The sequence below is a fragment of the Micromonospora parva genome, from assembly GCF_000718515.1.
Taxonomy (GTDB): domain Bacteria; phylum Actinomycetota; class Actinomycetes; order Mycobacteriales; family Micromonosporaceae; genus Micromonospora; species Micromonospora parva.
On sequence record NZ_JNZS01000034.1, the window covers coordinates 29,721 to 47,274 of the forward strand.

At 73.0% G+C, this 17,554-nt stretch carries 16 protein-coding genes; 9 read left to right on the forward strand and 7 right to left on the reverse strand.

Annotation, left to right across the window (positions count from 1 at the left end; all coding sequences use genetic code 11):
- Positions 1–22 precede the first annotated feature (22 nt).
- Entirely contained in the window at positions 23–715 is a 693-nt protein-coding gene (locus IF22_RS0130105) for a hypothetical protein (RefSeq protein ID WP_030337719.1), read from the reverse strand.
- Between the two features lie 31 nt (positions 716–746).
- Positions 747–1,202, reverse strand: a complete 456-nt coding sequence (locus IF22_RS0130110) for an SRPBCC family protein (protein ID WP_030337720.1) — start codon at positions 1,200–1,202, stop codon at positions 747–749.
- Positions 1,203–1,320: 118 nt separating this feature from the next.
- On the opposite strand from IF22_RS0130110, the gene IF22_RS0130115 reads away from it, so the two are divergent.
- From IF22_RS0130115 to IF22_RS0130145, 7 genes are all read left to right on the forward strand, one after another.
- On the forward strand, positions 1,321–3,135 hold the full coding sequence (locus tag IF22_RS0130115) for an AMP-dependent synthetase/ligase (RefSeq protein WP_030337721.1): 1,815 nt from the start codon (positions 1,321–1,323) through the stop codon (positions 3,133–3,135).
- 14 nt (positions 3,136–3,149) lie between these two features.
- Entirely contained in the window at positions 3,150–4,841 is a 1,692-nt protein-coding gene (locus tag IF22_RS0130120) for a sensor histidine kinase (RefSeq protein WP_030337722.1), read from the forward strand.
- Between the two features lie 7 nt (positions 4,842–4,848).
- Positions 4,849–5,517: a response regulator transcription factor gene (locus IF22_RS0130125; protein ID WP_030337723.1), complete on the forward strand. Its 669-nt coding sequence runs from the start codon at positions 4,849–4,851 to the stop codon at positions 5,515–5,517.
- A 191-nt stretch (positions 5,518–5,708) separates the two neighbouring features.
- The gene (locus tag IF22_RS0130130) at positions 5,709–6,518 is read left to right on the forward strand and encodes an SAM-dependent methyltransferase (RefSeq protein ID WP_030337724.1); all 810 of its coding nucleotides are present in this window, start codon (positions 5,709–5,711) and stop codon (positions 6,516–6,518) included.
- Between the two features lie 79 nt (positions 6,519–6,597).
- The gene (locus IF22_RS0130135; protein ID WP_245233773.1) at positions 6,598–8,256 is read left to right on the forward strand and encodes a putative bifunctional diguanylate cyclase/phosphodiesterase; all 1,659 of its coding nucleotides are present in this window, start codon (positions 6,598–6,600) and stop codon (positions 8,254–8,256) included.
- A gap of 271 nt (positions 8,257–8,527) precedes the next feature.
- Complete coding sequence (locus IF22_RS0130140) at positions 8,528–9,112, forward strand: TetR/AcrR family transcriptional regulator (protein WP_030337726.1); 585 nt, start codon at positions 8,528–8,530, stop codon at positions 9,110–9,112.
- A gap of 17 nt (positions 9,113–9,129) precedes the next feature.
- Positions 9,130–9,792, forward strand: coding sequence for a lysophospholipid acyltransferase family protein (locus IF22_RS0130145; RefSeq protein ID WP_030337727.1), 663 nt, complete (start codon positions 9,130–9,132; stop codon positions 9,790–9,792).
- A gap of 13 nt (positions 9,793–9,805) precedes the next feature.
- Here IF22_RS0130145 and IF22_RS0130150 read toward each other — a convergent pair whose 3' ends face one another.
- The 3 genes from IF22_RS0130150 to IF22_RS0130160 all read right to left on the reverse strand — a co-directional run bounded on the left by IF22_RS0130150 (position 9,806) and on the right by IF22_RS0130160 (position 12,507).
- Entirely contained in the window at positions 9,806–10,930 is a 1,125-nt protein-coding gene (locus tag IF22_RS0130150; protein ID WP_030337728.1) for a glycosyltransferase family 4 protein, read from the reverse strand.
- Positions 10,927–12,186, reverse strand: a complete 1,260-nt coding sequence (locus IF22_RS0130155; protein WP_030337729.1) for a M48 family metallopeptidase — start codon at positions 12,184–12,186, stop codon at positions 10,927–10,929. The genes IF22_RS0130150 and IF22_RS0130155 overlap by 4 nt, the downstream gene beginning before the upstream one ends.
- A gap of 102 nt (positions 12,187–12,288) precedes the next feature.
- The gene (locus IF22_RS0130160; protein ID WP_030337730.1) at positions 12,289–12,507 is read right to left on the reverse strand and encodes a hypothetical protein; all 219 of its coding nucleotides are present in this window, start codon (positions 12,505–12,507) and stop codon (positions 12,289–12,291) included.
- A gap of 249 nt (positions 12,508–12,756) precedes the next feature.
- Here IF22_RS0130160 and IF22_RS0130165 point away from each other — a divergent pair, with 249 nt between their 5' ends.
- Entirely contained in the window at positions 12,757–13,257 is a 501-nt protein-coding gene (locus IF22_RS0130165; RefSeq protein WP_156057999.1) for a hypothetical protein, read from the forward strand.
- A 34-nt stretch (positions 13,258–13,291) separates the two neighbouring features.
- Here IF22_RS0130165 and IF22_RS0130170 read toward each other — a convergent pair whose 3' ends face one another.
- Both IF22_RS0130170 and IF22_RS0130175 read right to left on the reverse strand, forming a co-directional pair.
- Complete coding sequence (locus tag IF22_RS0130170; protein WP_030337732.1) at positions 13,292–14,011, reverse strand: DinB family protein; 720 nt, start codon at positions 14,009–14,011, stop codon at positions 13,292–13,294.
- Between the two features lie 204 nt (positions 14,012–14,215).
- On the reverse strand, positions 14,216–15,670 hold the full coding sequence (locus IF22_RS0130175) for an NYN domain-containing protein (RefSeq protein ID WP_030337733.1): 1,455 nt from the start codon (positions 15,668–15,670) through the stop codon (positions 14,216–14,218).
- 127 nt (positions 15,671–15,797) lie between these two features.
- On the opposite strand from IF22_RS0130175, the gene IF22_RS0130180 reads away from it, so the two are divergent.
- Positions 15,798–17,552: a DEDD exonuclease domain-containing protein gene (locus tag IF22_RS0130180; protein ID WP_030337734.1), complete on the forward strand. Its 1,755-nt coding sequence runs from the start codon at positions 15,798–15,800 to the stop codon at positions 17,550–17,552.
- Positions 17,553–17,554 lie beyond the last annotated feature (2 nt).

Here is a 17,554-nt window from a genome sequence, read left to right on the forward strand (position 1 = left end):
CCGGGTCGGAAATGTCCCGCGCTCAGGCGCCGTCGCCCGATGCTTCCGCGTCGGCGTCATCGGGCACCCGCGAGGCGGGCACCACGGGACGGGTGGTCGGTGCCGGTACGGTCGCCGACCCGGCCTCGTCGACGGGTGGTACGGCGGCCGGGGCGAGTGGGTCCGCCGTCCGGGTGGCGACCGACCAGACATCCCGCTCCGGCGCCGGCTGAGAATCATGCCCGGTACGGGTGGCATCGCGCCACACGTGGTCGTCGCCGGTCGCCGGGGACGGGGTGCTCGGGGCTGGCTCGGCGGGCACGTCGTCGGTGGTCGCGGCAGGTGCCGGCGACGGCGCGGCCGTCGGTTCGGCGGAGCTCGGTTCGGACGGTTCCGCCGGGGAGAACGCGCGGAGCAGGCTGGCCACGCCCGCGGCGAGGTCACCGGCGCCGGTGGCGAGGCGTTCGGCGAATTCCGGACTCGGGTCCCGCAACGCGGCGATGCCCCGACAGACCGGGCAGACGCAGCATTCGGCCGAACCGGTGGCGAAAGCACCACCGGTGCCGGAGCGCCCGTCGGGCCCCGCACTGTGACCGAGGACACCGGACACCATCGCACCCAGCGAGCCGAACGCGCCGCCCGCCGAGCTGGCGGAGGCCAGCCGCGCCCCCGCCAGCAGGGTGGCGACCAGCCGCTCCGCCTCTTCCCGGGCCGAACCCGGATCCGTTCCGCCCACCGTCGGCTCCTCTACCGTGCCACCGGACACGTCACTGCGCCGCGCCGGTTGCTTCTACCCGGCGCTTGAGCTGCTTCAACGCGGTGTCCATGATCATCTTTTCGGCTTTGCGCCGAAACATCCCGAGCATTCCGACCGACAGCTCGACCTCCAGCGTGTAGGTCACAGTGGTGCTGCCGTCCGGGTTACCCACCAGGTCGTACGAACCGTGCTGGGCCTTCTGCATCTTCGAGGGGGCGACCAGGTGCCACTCGATCCGGGACAGATCCTCGGCGTACTCGTAGGCGAGCACGTATTCGTCGGCCATCACCCCGGCGTCGATGGTGAAATGCACCTGACTGGCGTACCCGTCCTCGTACTCCTCGACGACCTCGGCGCGACGCACCGCGTCGGTCCACTCCGGGTAGCGCGCGAAGTCGCAAATGACCGCCGTCACCCGATCCGGTGCGGCGCCGATGATGATCGACTGGGTGGAGGAGTCCGCCATGTGGGGAGGCTACCCGCCTCCTGCCTGTGCCACCCCGACCGCCCGCCGGGTAGGTTTCGACACAACCGACGCCCCGGGCGACGACCAGCCCGACCAGTGCGAGCACGAAGGAGTGCAGGTGCGCGAGTTTTCCGTCCCGCCGATCGTCACCGTTGGCGACGCGGCCAACCTCACCGATCCGGTCTGGGACAACGCCGAAGTCGCGCCCGACACCGTCCAGTTCGCCCGCCCGGTCCCGAGCGCCGAAGGCACGGTCACCGCCTGGACCGAGGTGACCTGCCTCCAGTTCCGTGACGAGGTCGCCGCCGTGGCCCGCGGGCTGATCGCCGCCGGCATCGAGCCAGGTGTCCGGGTCGGGCTGATGAGCCGCACCCGCTACGAGTGGACCCTGCTGGACTACGCCATCTGGGCCGTCGGCGCGGTGACCGTGCCGATCTACGAGACGTCCAGCGCCGAGCAGGCCGCGTGGATCCTCGAGGACTCCAACGCGGTCGCCGTCGTGGTCGAGACCGAGGCGCACGCCGCCCTGGTCGCCGGGGTCCGGCACCGGCTGCCCGAGCTGGGCCAGGTCTGGCAGATCGATACCGGCGGGGTCGACGAGCTGGTCACCACCGGTGCCGCCGTCGAGCTGGCCGAGGTGGAGCGGCGGCGCAAGGCCGTGCGCGCCGACGACCTGGCGACGATCATCTACACCAGCGGCACCACCGGCCGCCCCAAGGGCTGCGTGCTCAGCCACCGCAACATGTACGCCGACATCGCCAACGCGGTGCCGGTGCTGCCGAACCTGTTCAACACCGGCGCGAGCACCCTGCTCTTCCTTCCGCTGGCGCACGCGTTCGCCCGCCTCATCCAGATCGGCGTCGTGCAGGCGCGGGCCACCATGGCGCACTGCGCCGACACCAAGAACCTGGTCGCCGAGCTGCAGGCGTTCCGGCCGACCTTCGTGCTCTCCGTACCCCGGGTGTTCGAGAAGGTCTACAACGCCGCCAAGCAGAAGGCCGAGGCGGACGGCAAGGGCGGCATCTTCGCCCGCGCCGAGCAGGTCGCCATCGCGTACAGCGAGGCGCTGGAGACCCCGGGCGGACCGGGCCTGGCGCTGCGCGCCCAGCACGTGGTCTTCGACCGGCTGGTCTACCGCAAGCTGCGCGCCGCGCTCGGCGGACGGTGCCGGGACGCGATCTCCGGCGGCGCGCCACTCGGCGCCCGGCTCGGTCACTTCTTCCGCGGCATCGGCGTGACGGTCCTGGAGGGCTACGGCCTCACCGAGACCTCGCCCGCCGCCGCCGCGAACCTGCCCACCGGCACCCGGATCGGCACCGTCGGCCGCCCCCTGCCCGGCGTGACAGTGCGGATCGAGGACGACGGCGAGATCCTGATCTCCGGCGAGTTGATCTTCCAGGGCTACTGGCGCAACGAGACGGCGACCGCCGAGACGATCGGTGCCGACGGCTGGTTCCGCACCGGCGACCTCGGCCAGCTCGACTCCGACGGCTACCTGAGCATCACCGGCCGCAAGAAGGAGCTGATCGTCACCGCCGGCGGCAAGAACGTCGCCCCGGCGGTGCTGGAGGACCTGGTCCGGGCACACCCGTTGATCAGCCAGTGTGTCGTGGTCGGCGACGGGAAGCCGTTCATCGCGGCGCTCGTCACCATCGACGAGGAGGCGCTGCCGGCCTGGCTGGAGAGCACCGGCCTGCCCCGCGAAACCCCCGTCGAGCAGCTGCGCGAGCACGAGGGGCTCCGCAAGGAGATCCAGACCGCGATCGACGTCGCCAACCAGGCCGTGTCGAAGGCCGAAGCGATCAAGGTGTTCCGGGTCCTGCCCCAGGACTTCACCGAGACGACCGGCGAGCTGACCCCGTCGCTCAAGGTCAAGCGCCAGGTTGTCCACAAGACGTACGCGGCGGAGATCGCCGATATCTACCGAGGCTGACTACCATCCGTCACGTGCCCGCATCCACAGTCACCGCACCGCACCCGCATCCCCTCGCCGCGGCCGCCCGCCTGGTGATGCTGGCGCTGATCGCCGTCCTGACCCTGTTCGCCACCCGCGACGTCGCCCAGCTGTGGTGGATCGTGTTGCTGGCGGTGGCCGGGCTGCCGTCGCTGCTGGCACCGCAGCACCGGCTGGTCGGCCCGGTGAGCCGGGTGGCCGAGGTGGTGGTGCTGGGGCTGGCCGCGAGCCATGTCGCCGCGGTGGCGTCCATCGGCGGCACTGTCGACGGTCTGGGCGCGTCGGCGGTGCTGCCCTACCTGGCCGTCCCGGTGACCGTCACCGCGCTGCGCCGCCGCTTCCCCGAGGGCGCCGCCCTGCTCGTGGTCACCGCCGTCACCCTGCTGGTCAGCGGCGCGCTGACCCGGGTCGACGGCGGGTCCCAGCTCGGCCAGCCGGGTTACCTCGCGGTCTGCGCGCAGTGGCTGATCCTGGCGGTGCTGGGGCTCTACGCCGCCGGCACGCTGCACCGGGTGATGGCGGTCCGCGGCGAGGGCAAACCCCAGCCGTACGCCGAGGCGACCCGGCTGCTGACCCAGCTGCGGACGGTGGCCCGGCAACTGCCCGGGGCGACCCTGGACCCGGGCGGCATCTCGGAGCACCTGCTGGAGGAGCTGCGGACGGTGGCCCGCGCGGACCGGGGCGCGGTGCTCTCGGCCAGCGGCGGCGGTCGGCTCGTGGTCCTCGCCCAGGCCGGCGTCGACCGGGTGGACTGGGAGACGACGCTGGACGCCGACTCGGCGATCGCCGACGCCTGGGCCACCCAGCAGGCCACCACCGCCGCCCGGTCCCAGTCCCGCTCGCACCGTGGCGGCGACGTGTCCGCGCTGATCATTCCGCTGGTCGCCGGGGTGCGCACGGTGGGGCTGGTGGTGCTGGAGGCCGACGCCGCGCAGGCGTACCCGCCGCCGGTGGTGTCCCGGGTGACCGCGCTGACCCGCCCGGCCGCGCTGCGGCTGGAGGCGGCGCTGCTCTTCGACGAGGTGCGCTCGCTGGCCACCAACGAGGAGCGGCAGCGGCTGGCCCGGGAGATCCACGACGGGGTGGCGCAGGAGCTGGTGATGGTCGGCTACGGCATCGACAACGCCCTGGCCACCGTCTTCGACGACGCCGACGAGACCGCCGAGGCCCTGCGGACGCTGCGCGGCGAGGTGACCCGGGTGATCCAGGAACTGCGGTTGAGCCTCTTCGAGCTGCGCAGCGAGGTGGACCGGCAGGGCGGGTTGGCCGCGGCGATCGCGGAGTACGCGCGCACCGTCGGCGCGTCCGGCGGGCTGCGGGTGCACCTCTCGCTGGACGAGTCCACCGCCCGGCTCCCGGCCGCCACGGAGGCCGAGTTGCTGCGCATCGCGCAGGAGGCGGTGACCAACGCGCGCAAGCATGCCGGGGCGTCGAATTTGTGGGTCACCTGTGAGGTCGACCCCCCGTACGCGCAAATAGAAGTGTCGGATGACGGTCAGGGGATGGCTGACCAGCGCCCGGACGGGCGGTACGGTCTTGCGATCATGGCCGAGAGGGCGGAACGTATCCGGGGCCGGTTGGAGATCAGGCCGCGGCAACCCAGCGGCACGACCGTGGCGGTGGTTCTCGGCACCTCGGCCCGGCGCGATAACGTGCGCGGCAGCGCAGCACCAGAAGGGGAGTAACCCGAGGATGACCACAAGTCCGATACCGGCCACCCGTACCAAGGTCCTCCTTGTCGACGATCATGACCTGATTCGCAAGGGTTTGCGGCACGCCTTCGAGCGCGACCGCCAGTTCGAGGTCGTCGGTGAGGCGGCCACGGCGGCAGAAGGAGTACGTCAGGCCGGCGCGTTGCAGCCGGACGTGGTGATCATGGATCTGCGGCTGCCCGACGGCAGTGGCCTGGAGGCCACCCGCGCGCTGCGCAAGTCCAGCGCGTCGATGGGCATCGTGGTGCTGACCATGTACGCCGGCGACGATCAGCTCTTCGGCGCCCTGGAGGCCGGCGCGAGCGCCTTCGTGCCGAAGACCGCCCCGGCCGACGAGGTGGTGGCCGCCGCCCGGCACGCCGCCTCCTCCCCCAGCGCGTTCACCGCGGCCGACCTGGCCGAGGCGATGAAGCGGCGGCTCGCACCGTCCGGCCCGCAGTTGTCTCCCCGGGAGGGGCAGGTGCTGCGGCTGCTCGCCGACGGGATGAGCGTGGCGGGCATCGCCAAGCAGCTGTTCGTCAGCGAGTCCACGGCGAAGACGCACATCTCGAAGCTCTACGAGAAGCTCGGCGCGGCCAACCGCGCGCAGGCCCTCATGACCGCACTCCGGCTCGGCCTGCTCGAGGCACCGGACGCGCCCAAGTTCTGACCTGCCGCCCGCTCGTCGAGCGGGACGTCGCGACCGACGGTCCGCGCCAGCTTCTCAGCCGGCGCGGGCCGTCGCGCATCGACCGACGTCGGCGGGCAACCTCCGGCGCGCTATGGTCTGGCGTGCGTGGCGGGTGCACAATACCCGCGCGGGCGACGACGCCCGCGTCGCGGATTCGAGGGGTGAAACGCATGCAGCGGCCGGACTGGGCACCCGACACCATCGACATCGAGCGCCCGAGCGTCGCGCGGATGTACGACTACTACCTCGGTGGCTCGCACAACTTCGCCGCTGACCGGGCCGCAGCGCAGGCGATGGTCGCCGCGGTGCCGGAGGCGCCGCTCATGGCCCAGGCCAACCGGGCGTTCCTGCGCCGGGCCGTGCACCATCTCGCCGAGGCCGGGATCCGGCAGTTCCTGGACATCGGCTCGGGCATCCCGACCGTCGGCAACGTGCACGAGATCGCCCAGCAACTCGACCCGCGGTCGCGAGTGGTCTATGTGGACGTCGACCCGGTGGCGGTGGCGCACAGCCGTGAGATCCTCGCCGGCAACGAGCGGGCCACCGTGGTGCAGGAGGACCTGCGCCACCCGGAGGCGATCCTGGCCCACCCGGACGTCCGCAAGCTGCTCGACCTGAGCCAACCGGTGGCCGTGATGGTCGTGGCCGTCCTGCACTTCGTCTCCGACGACGACCGACCGGCCGACCTGCTGCGGACGCTGCGCGACGCGTTGGCGCCCGGCAGCTACCTGGTGTTGTCGCAGGCCAGCGACGACGGGCGCAGCGAGGACGAACGCGCCGAGGCGGAACGGGTCTACCGGCGCACCGACAGCCCGCTGTGGGTGCGCAGCCGCGCCGAGCTGACCGCGCTCTTCGACGGTTTCGAGCTGCTCGACCCCGGCGTGGTCTGGGTGCCCCAGTGGCGACCGGACACCCCGGAGAGCGCGGAGGACGCCGAGCGCGCGGTCTTCATGGGCGGCGTCGGGCGCCTCGGTGGCTGAGTCGCCGGGGACGACGCCCGGTCCGGGCACGTTCGCCCGGGCCTGGGCGAAGGCGGTCTCCGGCACCAGCTACCTCCCGATGACCCAGGCCCAGTTGGAGTCCCTGCTGGACCGGCTCACCGGGGAACTGGCCGGCGCGTTGCTGACCGAGCCGTTCGACCTGCGGGCCGGGCACCGGGTCGGTGCCGAGTTGGTGGCCGCGCACATCGCGTCCGCCGAAGGGCTGGGCCGTACCGTCGAGGTCATCCAGCTCCGCCTGGTGCGCGACCTGGGGTTGGTGGCCGAGGACGTCGAGGACCGGATGGCCCGGCTGCTGGCGGCCGTGGCGACCGGCTACGCCCGCGCGCTGCGCGACCGGACGCTCGACGAGCAGGAGTCGATCCGCCGCGCCGCGATGCGGGCCCGCACCCAGGCCGAGCGTGCGCTGCGGGCCAGCGAGGCCCGTTTCCGCCATCAGGCCACCCACGACCCGCTCACCGGCCTGCCCAACCGGACGCTGTTCACCGAACGGCTCGCCGCCGCGATCAACGAGCCGGGCCGGGGCGCGCAGCGGGTCGGGGTGTGCTTCCTGGACCTGGACCGTTTCAAGGTCGTCAACGACACCCTGGGGCACCAGATCGGTGACCTGCTGCTGGCCACGGTGGCGGAGCGGCTGAGCAAGGCCATCGGTGAGCACCTGGTGGCCCGGCTCGGCGGCGACGAGTTCGTGATCCTGGTGGAGCGCACCGCCGGCACCGACGACATGGTCGCGGTGGCCGAGGCCGCGCTCGCCGCGGTGCGCACACCGGCGCTGGTAGACGGGCACGAGCTGCAGATCTCGGCGAGCATCGGCATCGTCGAGCGCCAGGTTGCCGGAGCCAACCCCACGGACCTCATGCGCGCCGCCGACAGCACCCTGCACTGGGCGAAGTCCGCCGGTGGGGCGCGCTGGGCCCTCTACGACGCCGAGCGCAACCAACGGGAACTGGCCCGGTACGCGCTCTCCGCGGCCATCCCGGCGGCCCTGGAGCGGGGCGAGTTCTACCTCGACTACCAACCGTTGACCTCACTGCGCGATGGCAGCCTCGTCGGCGTGGAGGCGCTGGTCCGCTGGCGACACCCCGAGCTGGGGGTGCTGCGCCCGGACAGCTTCATCGGGTTGGCCGAGGAGACCGGCCTGATCGTCCAGTTGGGCGGGTGGGTGCTGGCCGAGGCGTGCCGCGAGGCCGAGGCGTGGTCGGCCGGGGGTGCCGCCGCGCCGTTCGTCAGCGTCAACCTGGCAGTACGGCAGGTGCACCGGCCGGGGTTGGTGCAGGAGGTCCGCACCCTCCTGCGGCAGACCGGCCTGCCCCCGGAACGGCTCCAGCTGGAAATCACCGAAAGCACCATGATGAGCACCGCCAAGGAGCCGGTACGCGCCCTGCGGGTCCTTGCCGACCTCGGGGTACGCATCGCCATCGACGACTTCGGCACCGGCTACAGCAACCTGGCGTACCTGCGGGACCTGCCGGTCACCGAACTGAAAGTGGCCGGCGAGTTCGTGGCCGGCCTACGGTCGTCCTCCGTCGGCCGCACCGACGAGCGGATCCTCGCCTCGCTGGTCTCGCTGGCGCACGCGCTGGACCTGACCGTCACCGCCGAAGGGGTGGAGACCGCCGGGCAGGCCGAGCGGTTGCGCGCGATCGGCTGCGACGCCGCCCAGGGCTGGCACTTCGGCCGCCCGGCCCCCGCCGATCGCATCCTGGCCCGCATCCGCTGACCTTCGGGCCCGCCCACGCCCCAACCGTTCCCGCCCACTCCCCCAACCGCGGCTCACCCCGACGTCACGACACCCGCAGTGGAGCGGCCGTGGGGTCGAGCGGACAGCGCGGGGCCGGACTCCGTTGAGGCTGATGTCGGTGAGTCATCTCGATGACTCACCGACATCACGCTGATCCCGGAAAGGCATCGGCAGGTCACCGAGACACGCCTGCTTGAGCCGACCCACCGGCGAGGTAGACACTGTCTACGCGGCATGGTAGACAGTGTCTATGGACGCCGACGAGACCGGGCTGCGCGCGCGGCTGGTAGCCGTCGGGGTGGACCTGGTGCTCAGCGAGGGCCAGTCGGCGGTGTCGCTGCGGGAGATCGCCCGCCGTGCCGGGGTCTCGCACGGCGCACCGCGCCGCTATTTCCCCACCCACGTCGACCTGCTCTCCGCCATCGCCCGGGAGGGCTTCGCCGACCTCACCGCCCGGGTCGAGCAGACGATGCGCGACGTCGGGCCGGATCCGCGTACCCGATTGACCGCCCTGGCCCGGACGTACCTGGACTTCGCGGCGGCCCACCGCGGCATGTTCGAGCTGATGTTCCGGCACGACCTGCTGGACAGCGGCCGGCTGCGGCTGCGTGAGACGAGCCTGCCGCTGTTCGCCGTGCTGGCCGACCTGGTGGCGCAGGTGCGCCGGCCCACCGACGCCCCTGCGGCGGTGCTCGCCGGCGCACTCTGGGCCAACCTGCACGGCATCGCCCAGCTCTGGGCCTGGGGCAGCCTGCCGCTGGCCACCGGCGCCACCGACGACGACGCCCTGCTGCGCGCCGCGCTCGACGCCCATCTCGGCCCGCCCCCCACCTAGCCGAACCCGGAGAACTCGTGCCCCTGCTGTACGACCTCACCAAGCTGACCGTCGGCACCACGCTGCGGCTGGGCTGGCGGCCCCGGGTGGAAGGGCTGGAGCATCTGCCCCGGCACGGCGGCGCGATCCTCGCCGGCAACCACCTGTCCGTCGCCGACGAGTTGTTCCTCGTCACCTCGACACCCCGCCACGTCACCTTCTGGGCGAAGGTCGAGTACTTCAACGGCCGGGGGCCGGGCGGCTGGCTCAACCGGCGGATCGTCGCCGGCATGGGCGCCATCCCGGTCGACCGCACCGACGGCCGAGCCGCCCTGCGCGCCCTGGACGCCGCCGTCCCGGTGCTGCGCGCCGGCGGCCTGGTAGCCGTCTACCCGGAGGGCACCCGCTCACCGGACGGGCGGCTCTACCGGGGCCGCGTCGGAATGACCCGACTGGCCCGTGACGCCGAGGTGCCGATCATCCCGGTCGGCGTGACCGGCACCGCCGAGGTGCTGCCCGTCGACGCCCGGCTGCCCCGCCGACACCCGGTCACCCTGCGGTTCGGCCCACCGATCCCGGTCGCCGGACGGATCAACAGCCCACGCGACATCCGGACGGTCACCGACGAGGTGATGGCGGCGATCCAGCAACTCACCGGCCAGGAGTACGTGCCGCGCTACGCGCCCGCCCGGGAGCGCTGAACGCGGGCAGCGGTCAGCCGGCGAGCAACGCCGCCATGCGGTCCGCCTGCGCCTCCCAGCGCCACTCCCGTTCCACCCAGGCCCGGCCCGCCGCGCCCAGTTGGCGAGCCAGGTCCCGGTCGGCGAGCAACGCGGCGACCCGGTCGGCGAGCTGGCCGACGTCCCGGCCGCGTACGACGTAGCCGGTCTCCCCCTCACGGACCGCGTCCGGTGCGCCTCCGGAGTCACCGGCGACCACCGGCAGGCCGGTGGCGGACGCCTCCAGGTAGACGATGCCCAGCCCTTCGACGTCGAGGCCACGGTTGCGGGTGCGGCACGGCATCGCGTAGACGTCACCGGCCGCGTAGTGCGCCGGCAGCTCGACCGACGGCACCGTGCCGGTGAACACCACATCCCGTTCCACACCGGTCTGGCGGGCCAGCTTCTCCAGGGTCGCCCGGTACGGCCCGCCACCGACGATCAGCAGCGCCGCGTCGGGCACCCGGCGGCGGATTTCCGGTAGGGCCCGGATCAGCGTGTCCTGACCCTTGCGCGGCACCAGCCGGGACACGCAGACGACCACCGGACGGTCGGTCAACCCGAGCCGCGCCCGAACCTGTTCACCGTCCACGGTCGGGTGGTACATGTCCACGTCGACCCCGGGCGCGAGGCGACGCAGGTCGGTCACCCCGTCCAGCACCCGGGCCAACCGGCTACGGGTGTACTCGCCGAGATAGGTGGTCACGTCCACACCCCGGCCGATACGCCGCAGCGCCGGCCGGGCGGCCGGCACCGCCGCCCAACCGACCTCGTGGCCGTGGGTCTGCGCCACCACCCGCTGGATGCCGGCCCGTCGCCGCAGGCCGGCCGCGAGCAGCCCCAGCGGGGCCGCCGCGCCGAACCACACCGTGTCGCAGTCGTACGCGCGCGCCAACCGGGCCGCCCGGCGGGCGACCAACGGGGTGGGCAGCAGGACCCGGGTGCGTTCCCGGATCACCTCGAACGGCTGGTCGGCGTCGAACTTCGCGGCTCCGCGCCAGCTCGACGCGTAGACGACCACCGAGCCGGCCGGTTGCCGGACCGCGAGGTTGTGCACAAAGGACTGGATCCCACCCGGGCGGGGCGGGAAGTCGTTGGTGATCAGCAGGGTGCGACTCATCGGCCAGCCTCCCGGGCGTACGCGCGGGCGGCGGCCATCCGCTCCACGGTGGACGGATGCGAGGCCGAGTAGAGGTATTCCCAGCGGGGCGGGTCGGGATCGCCGAGGTTGACCGAGCCGAGCCGGCGCTGCATCGACTCGAAGGACTCCGGGTCGTTGGTGAGCGCGAGCGCGTGTGCGTCGGCCCGCGCCTCCACCCGACGGGACATCAGCGCCTGCACCGGGGCGGCGACCAGCCCGGCCACTGTGACCAGGGCGACCAGCAGCGGAAACGCGGCAGGTTGGGCCACCGAGTCGACGCCGGCCAGCCGCAGCAGTGGACCCCACGAGCCGAGCAGGTAGAGCGCCACCACCGCCGCCGCCGCACCCAACGCCCCGGTCAGCGTGCCGACCGCCACGTCGGAATCCTTCGCGTGCCCCAACTCGTGCGCCACGACGGCGGTCACCTCGGCCGGGGTCGCCTCACGCAGCAGCGTGTCGTACACGACCACCCGGCGGGTCGGCCCGAGACCCGAGACGTACGCGTTGACCGCCCGGGTGCGGCGGGAGGCGTCGGCGACCAGCACGTCTCGCACTGGCACCCCGTCGCGGGCGGCCATGCTCATCAGCTCGGTGCGCAACGGGCCCTGCTCCATCGGGGTGAACCGGTTGAACACCGGCTCCACCAGCACCGGCAGCACGAACGACAGCAGCACCACCAGCACGGCGGCGCCGGCCGCGCCGAACGCCCACCACCAGCGCGGCGCGAGCCGGATGACAGCGTAGAAGCCGAACAACGCCACCGCGCCGATCACCGCGCTGACCGCGTACGACTTGAGCAGGTCGACAGCCCAGCCGCTCCAGCCGTTGGTGCTCAACCCGTAGCGGGTGAGAACGCTCTGCCGCCAGGCGGCGAACGGAAGTGTCACGAGGTCGGCGACGAGCATCACCGCCAGCCCGCCGAGCACGGCCTGCGCGACCCAGTGCCCGCCGAACGGCCGCCCCACCAGCTCGACCAGGCGACTGCCCAGCGGGGTCAACCCGAGCGCGAGGGCGATCAGCAGCCCGACGGCGAGCGCGGCGTAGCCGCCGGGGCGCAGCGCGGCCCGGAACTCCCGCCCCTTGGCCACCTGCTCGGCCGGCAGGTCACCCAACGCGGCGAGCTGGTCGGCGCGCGGCGCCGGTGGACGGTGCCACGGGATGAGCAGCGCGGCCAGCACGACCAGCGCGACGGTCAGCCCGGCCAGGGCCAGCAGCGCCCACCCGCGCGGGGTCACCGCGTCACCGCCCGTTGTACCCCGCTCATCGCGCCGCTCCTCCCGCCGTGACCGCTCATCCTATGGCCCGCGAAAAGCCCGCTTCCGGGCGCGGTGTGGCGCTCAGGCGACCCGGCGGGTGGCCCGGCGGCGAGCCGCCGGCGGGCGCACGGGCGCGGCCAGCACTTCCATCTCGAAGCCGGCCCGGGCGAGCACCTCGATGGCCTCGACCTCGGCGGCGACCAACCCGGCCGCCGGGGACGTCTCGTCGAACAGGGCGGTCAGCGGGCAGCCGGAACAGCCGTCGGCCCGCTTCGCGCACCCGTCGCAGTCGATGAGCATCACGCCTCCTGATCGGCTCGCGGCACCCGGGCGACTCTCGTCGTCGCCGGCCGAGCACCGTCGGTGACATCGACACTAAACACCGGGTACGACAGGAACCCCGTCCGACCGCCCGTTTCAGGGCTAGATCCACTCCACATCAGCGATATCGGGGTATCCCACCCTTTCGGAACGCCCGACATCACGGAGCTCTGCCGGTCGAGCGAGCGGCATCGTTTGGTCGCTCGGTCAGTCGGGCACTGAGCGACGGTGGCCGACCTCGATGCTTCGTCCGTCGTGGGCTTCCGGTACTCCCCCCGTCGACATCGCCTCGCCAAGGTCCTCGTTCTGCTGGGTGCCGCGGCCCTCCTCGCCTTCTACACAGTGGTGTTCGACGAGGTGTGGTGGAAGGTGCTGCTGCGGTTCGGGATGATCGGCGCCATCGTCGCGCTGACCACCAACTGGCAGCTGCGCCGTCAGCCTCGGCTGCCGCTGCGGCTGACCGAGGAGACGCTGCACCTGACCGGGCCGAACGGAACCAGTCTCAGCATCGACTGGGTCAACATGGCCAGCGCCCAGGTCCGAGGCCGCATGGACCCCCGGCTGGTGGTCACGCCACTCGACCCGGAGCAGACACGGCCCCCCATGCGGGCCGGGCAGTGGTCGACCCCCGGGCGCGGCCCCTATGAGTTGGTCGTCCGGCTCGCCTGGATGACGCCGGGCACCGACGCACTGCGTCGTGAGCTGGCCCGACGACTACCGACCAGCTGACCCCGAGCCTCCGCCCGGTCGTCGGGGTTGGGTTTCAGCCCTGCGCGTCGAGGTCACGCAGTGCGTAGCGGAGGTGCTGCCACTCCTCTTGAAAGATCACGTGCAGGCAGTGCCGGACGGACACGACGTGCTCGGGCCACCAGGCGCTCGGCCGAGACTCGGCGAGCACCTCCGGCGTGACGGTCGCCAGAAACTCGCGCACCATGGCCTGCCGCTCGGCCCGCACCTGGAGGACCGCGTCGAATGTCGGCTGCTCGGTAGCGAAGACCGACATGTCGAAGCCGTCGGTCTCATACTCGGCGTGCCACTGACCCAGCGGGTGGAACGGCTGCGGCAGGCGCAGGACTGCCTTTCCCAACCAGGCGTCGGCGGCGAACGCGAGATGGCGCAGCGTCTGCGCGAACGACCACTCCCCGTCGATCGAGACGTCGACAGCACCCTCGGGCATGGACACGGCCCGGTCGACAGCCGCCGCCCAGGCCCGTTCGAGCGCGGCCCACCCCGCCCGAAGGTCGTCCGGGTTCTCGGCCCGCCGGAGGTCGCGCCCGGGAAAGCGCCGGTTCAGCTCGGCCTCGACCAACGGCACGACATCGACGCCGTTGATCAGCAATGTGCCCTCGGCCAGCCACGGCGCGTCGATGTCCAGACCATCGACGTCGACGCCGCGCATCACCGCACCGGCCAGCGTCGACCTGTTGAACCGGGCACCGCGCAGATCCTGGTCGACGAAGACCGTGACGTCGTCCCGTGCCATGGTGACTCCCTCCGCCGACGACAGCGGCGACGTTAGCCCTCGGGTACGACAGCGGACCACCCGACAATCGATTGAGCAGGATCGACCGGGTTCAAGGACCATGGGCCATCCCAACCGGTCGGACAGCCCGACATCATGGAACTCGTGTCGATCACGACGCCGGAGTCCGGATGTACGGATGGAAACCAGCGTGTGGCGGGGACGTCAGGACCGGGCGAGCCGCCGCAGCAGGGAGTCCGCGCCCAACGGGTACGCCCCGTGCCGGCGTACCCCGTCGGCGACCTCGCGGTCCGACGAGACCACGACCACCGGCCGGCCCGCCGGCTCGGCGCGGACCAGCCGCCGGATCAGCTCGTCGGCGGTCTCGCCCTTGCGGGAGAAGAGCACCCGCACGCCGCGCGGCGCGGGCGGCAGCCCGTGCATCCGCTCGGCGCCGTCGAAGACCACTGTGACCTCGTCACCGGTCTGCGCGGCGATCCCGCCCAGCCCGGTGATGAGGCGTTTGCGCTGCTGCTCCAGGGACATCTCACCGAAGCCGCGCTTGGTGACGTTGTAACCGTCCACCACGAGGTGCGCCCGGGGCAGGGCGAGCAGTTGGTCGAGCCGGGCCGGGTCGTCGGTGTCGCGGGCGCGGGTGGCCGGGCCGGCCGGGGCGCTGCCCGGCTGCTCGGCGAACGCGTCGGCGACGAAGTCGGCGGGGAGTTTGTCGACCGGGTCGAGCGCCAGCTCCCGGCGCAACCCGACGGCGGCCTGGCCGATGGTCTCCAGGAGCAGCCAGAGCCGGGCGTCGTCGACCGAGCGTGCCTCCTTGGCACTGGCCCGCGCCACCCCGGCGGCGGCCTCGGCCTCGGCCAGCCGGGCCCGGGCGCGGCGGAGTTCGGCGTCCACGTCGGCGCTGGCGCGGGCGGCCCGGCCGCGTTCGGTGGCCAGCAGCTCGGTGGCCTTCCGTTCGCGGGCCTGGGTCTCCCGCAGGGTGCGGGCCAGTTGCCGGGACTCCTCGCGGAGCTGGCCCAGCTCCTCGCGGACCCGGGCCAGTTCGTCGCGGAGCTTGTCGGCCTCGACCCGGGCCACGGCGCGATCGTGCTCGGCTCGGGTGGCCCGCTGCTCGGCCTCGCGGACCAGCTCGGCGACGACGGCGCTGTCCGCCTCGGCGCGCACGGCCGCCCCGCTGGCGTCGATCAGTTCCCGCCAGCCCCGCGGCCGGGCCAGGTAGGCCAACGCGGCCACCTCGACCGGGTCGGCGGCGGCCGGCGCGGTGCCCTCGACCACTGCCGCGCCGAGGTCACCGGCGTCGGCCAGGACCCGCGCGGTGACCCGCTGCCGGAACAGCGGGTCGGCGGTGAGCTGGGCGGCGATGACCGGCGCGCCGAGCCGGGCGCGCCGGTTGGGGGCGAACTTGGCCACCCGGCGCAACGGCACCGGCACCTCGTCGGTGGGGAGGGTGGGCAGCACCGCCGCGGTCAGCGTCACGATCCGTTGCCGGACCGGCTCGGGCAGGGTCGGCTCGGGCTCGGGCTCGGCGGCGGGACCGTCGTCCGTCGTCGACTCCGGTGCGCCAGATGGGCCGTTGACTACGTTGTCGTCCGGGTTGCCCACACCGTCGAGCGCGACCGGATCCTCCTGCGGGAGGTGGTCGTCGAACGGCTCGGTGAGGGGCATGTGGCAAGTCTCCCACCGCGACCGGGCCCACCGCCCGGTGAGTGAGCCGATCTCTCATCCTAGCCCCATGGTGACGGATGGGACGGCTGCGACGGGAGTGTCGCACCGGGGCGCTAGCGTGCCGCCGATGGCACAGGCGGAGTACGTCCAGGAGTCACTTGCCGGTCTCGACCCGGCGGTGGGCGGGGTGGACCCGGCCCTGCCGCTCTACGCGACGACCTTCGTGGTGGTCGACCTGGAGACCACCGGCGGCGCGCCGGACGGCGGCGGCATCACCGAGATCGGCGCGGTGAAGGTGCGCGGTGGTGAGCAGTTGGGGGTGTTGGCGACACTGGTCAACCCGGGGCAGCCGATTCCGCCCTTCATCACGGTGCTGACCGGGATCACCCAGGCCATGCTGGTGCCGGCGCCCCCGATCGAGCAGGTGCTGCCGAGCTTCCTGGAGTTCATCGACGACGCGGTGCTGGTGGCCCACAACGCCCCGTACGACGTGGGCTTCCTCAAGGCCGCCTGCGCGAAGCACGGCTACCGCTGGCCCAACCCCCGGGTGCTGGACACGGCGGCGCTGGCCCGCCGGGTGCTGACCCGCGACGAGGTGCCCAACCGCAAGCTCGGCACCCTGGCCGCCTACTTCCGCACCAGCACCCAACCGACACACCGGGCCCTGGACGACGCGAAGGCCACCGTCGACGTGCTGCACGGACTGATCGGCCGGCTCGGCGGGCACCGGGTGGACACGGTCGGCGACGCCATCGAGTTCGCCCGCGCGGTCACCCCGACCCAGCGCCGCAAACGGCACCTGGCCGAGGGGCTGCCCAAGGTCCCCGGGGTCTACATCTTCCGGGCCGCCGACGACCGACCGCTCTACGTGGGCACCTCCGTCGACATCGCCACCCGGGTGCGCAGCTACTTCACCGCCGGCGAGAAGCGCGCCCGGATCTCCGAGATGCTGGGCGCGGCCGAGCGGGTCGAGGCGGTGGAGTGCGCCCACTCGTTGGAGGCGGAGGTCCGTGAGCTGCGGTTGATCGCCGCCCACGCCCCGCCGTACAACCGCCGGTCCAAATACCCGGAGCGGATGGTCTGGCTCAAGCTGACCGACGGTCCGTACCCTCGGCTGTCGATCGTGCGTGACCTCTCCCCCACCGACACCGCGTACCTCGGGCCGTTCACCTCCCGGCGCGCCGCCGAGCTGGCCGCCGCCGGTTTCCACGACGCGGTGCCGCTACGCCAGTGCACCCACCGGCTCTCGCTGCGCACCGTCACGCCGGCCTGCGCGCTGGCCGAGCTGGGTCGCTGCCCGGCACCCTGCGAGCACAAGATAACCCCCGAGGAGTACGACGACAGCGCCGTCGCGCCCTTCCGCGCGGCGACGGCCAGCGACCCCCAGCCGGTGGTGGACGCGCTGCTCGCCCGGATCGACGTGCTCTCCCGTGACCAGCGCTACGAGGAGGCCGCCGTGGTGCGCTCCCGGCTGGCCGCCGTGCTGAGGGCCACCGTGCGGATGCAGCGGCTGGCCGCGCTGACCGGCATCGTGGAGCTGGCCGCGGCCCGGCCGGCCGCCCGGGGCGGCTGGGAGTTGGCGCTGGTCCGCCACGGCCGGCTGGCCGGCGCGGGGGTCTCCCCGCCGGGCGTGCACCCACGGCCCACCCTGACCACGATCCGGGCCACCGCCGAGACGGTGTCGGGCGGGCACGGTCCGGTGCCGGCCGCCACCGCCGAGGAGTCCGAGCGGATCCTGTCCTGGTTGGAGCGGCCGGAGACCCGACTCGTCGAGATGTCCTCCGGTTGGTCCTCTCCGGCCAGTGGTGCGGGCCGGTTCCGTGACCTGCTGGCGAAGGCCGAGAGCGGCGCGTCCCACCAACTCTCGACCGAACGCTCATGACC

What these genes read in the sequence shown, in the direction of transcription:
- IF22_RS0130135 (WP_245233773.1), top strand. Translation starts at nt 6,598, where the DNA reads ATGACCCAGGCCCAGTTGGAGTCCCTGCTGGACCGGCTCACCGGGGAA.
- IF22_RS0130130 (WP_030337724.1), top strand. Translation starts at nt 5,709, where the DNA reads ATGCAGCGGCCGGACTGGGCACCCGACACCATCGACATCGAGCGCCCG.
- IF22_RS0130175 (WP_030337733.1), bottom strand. Translation starts at nt 15,670, where the DNA reads ATGCCCCTCACCGAGCCGTTCGACGACCACCTCCCGCAGGAGGATCCG.
- IF22_RS0130125 (WP_030337723.1), top strand. Translation starts at nt 4,849, where the DNA reads ATGACCACAAGTCCGATACCGGCCACCCGTACCAAGGTCCTCCTTGTC.
- IF22_RS0130160 (WP_030337730.1), bottom strand. Translation starts at nt 12,507, where the DNA reads ATGCTCATCGACTGCGACGGGTGCGCGAAGCGGGCCGACGGCTGTTCC.
- IF22_RS0130170 (WP_030337732.1), bottom strand. Translation starts at nt 14,011, where the DNA reads ATGGCACGGGACGACGTCACGGTCTTCGTCGACCAGGATCTGCGCGGT.
- IF22_RS0130110 (WP_030337720.1), bottom strand. Translation starts at nt 1,202, where the DNA reads ATGGCGGACTCCTCCACCCAGTCGATCATCATCGGCGCCGCACCGGAT.
- IF22_RS0130150 (WP_030337728.1), bottom strand. Translation starts at nt 10,930, where the DNA reads ATGAGTCGCACCCTGCTGATCACCAACGACTTCCCGCCCCGCCCGGGT.
- IF22_RS0130140 (WP_030337726.1), top strand. Translation starts at nt 8,528, where the DNA reads ATGGACGCCGACGAGACCGGGCTGCGCGCGCGGCTGGTAGCCGTCGGG.
- IF22_RS0130180 (WP_030337734.1), top strand. Translation starts at nt 15,798, where the DNA reads ATGGCACAGGCGGAGTACGTCCAGGAGTCACTTGCCGGTCTCGACCCG.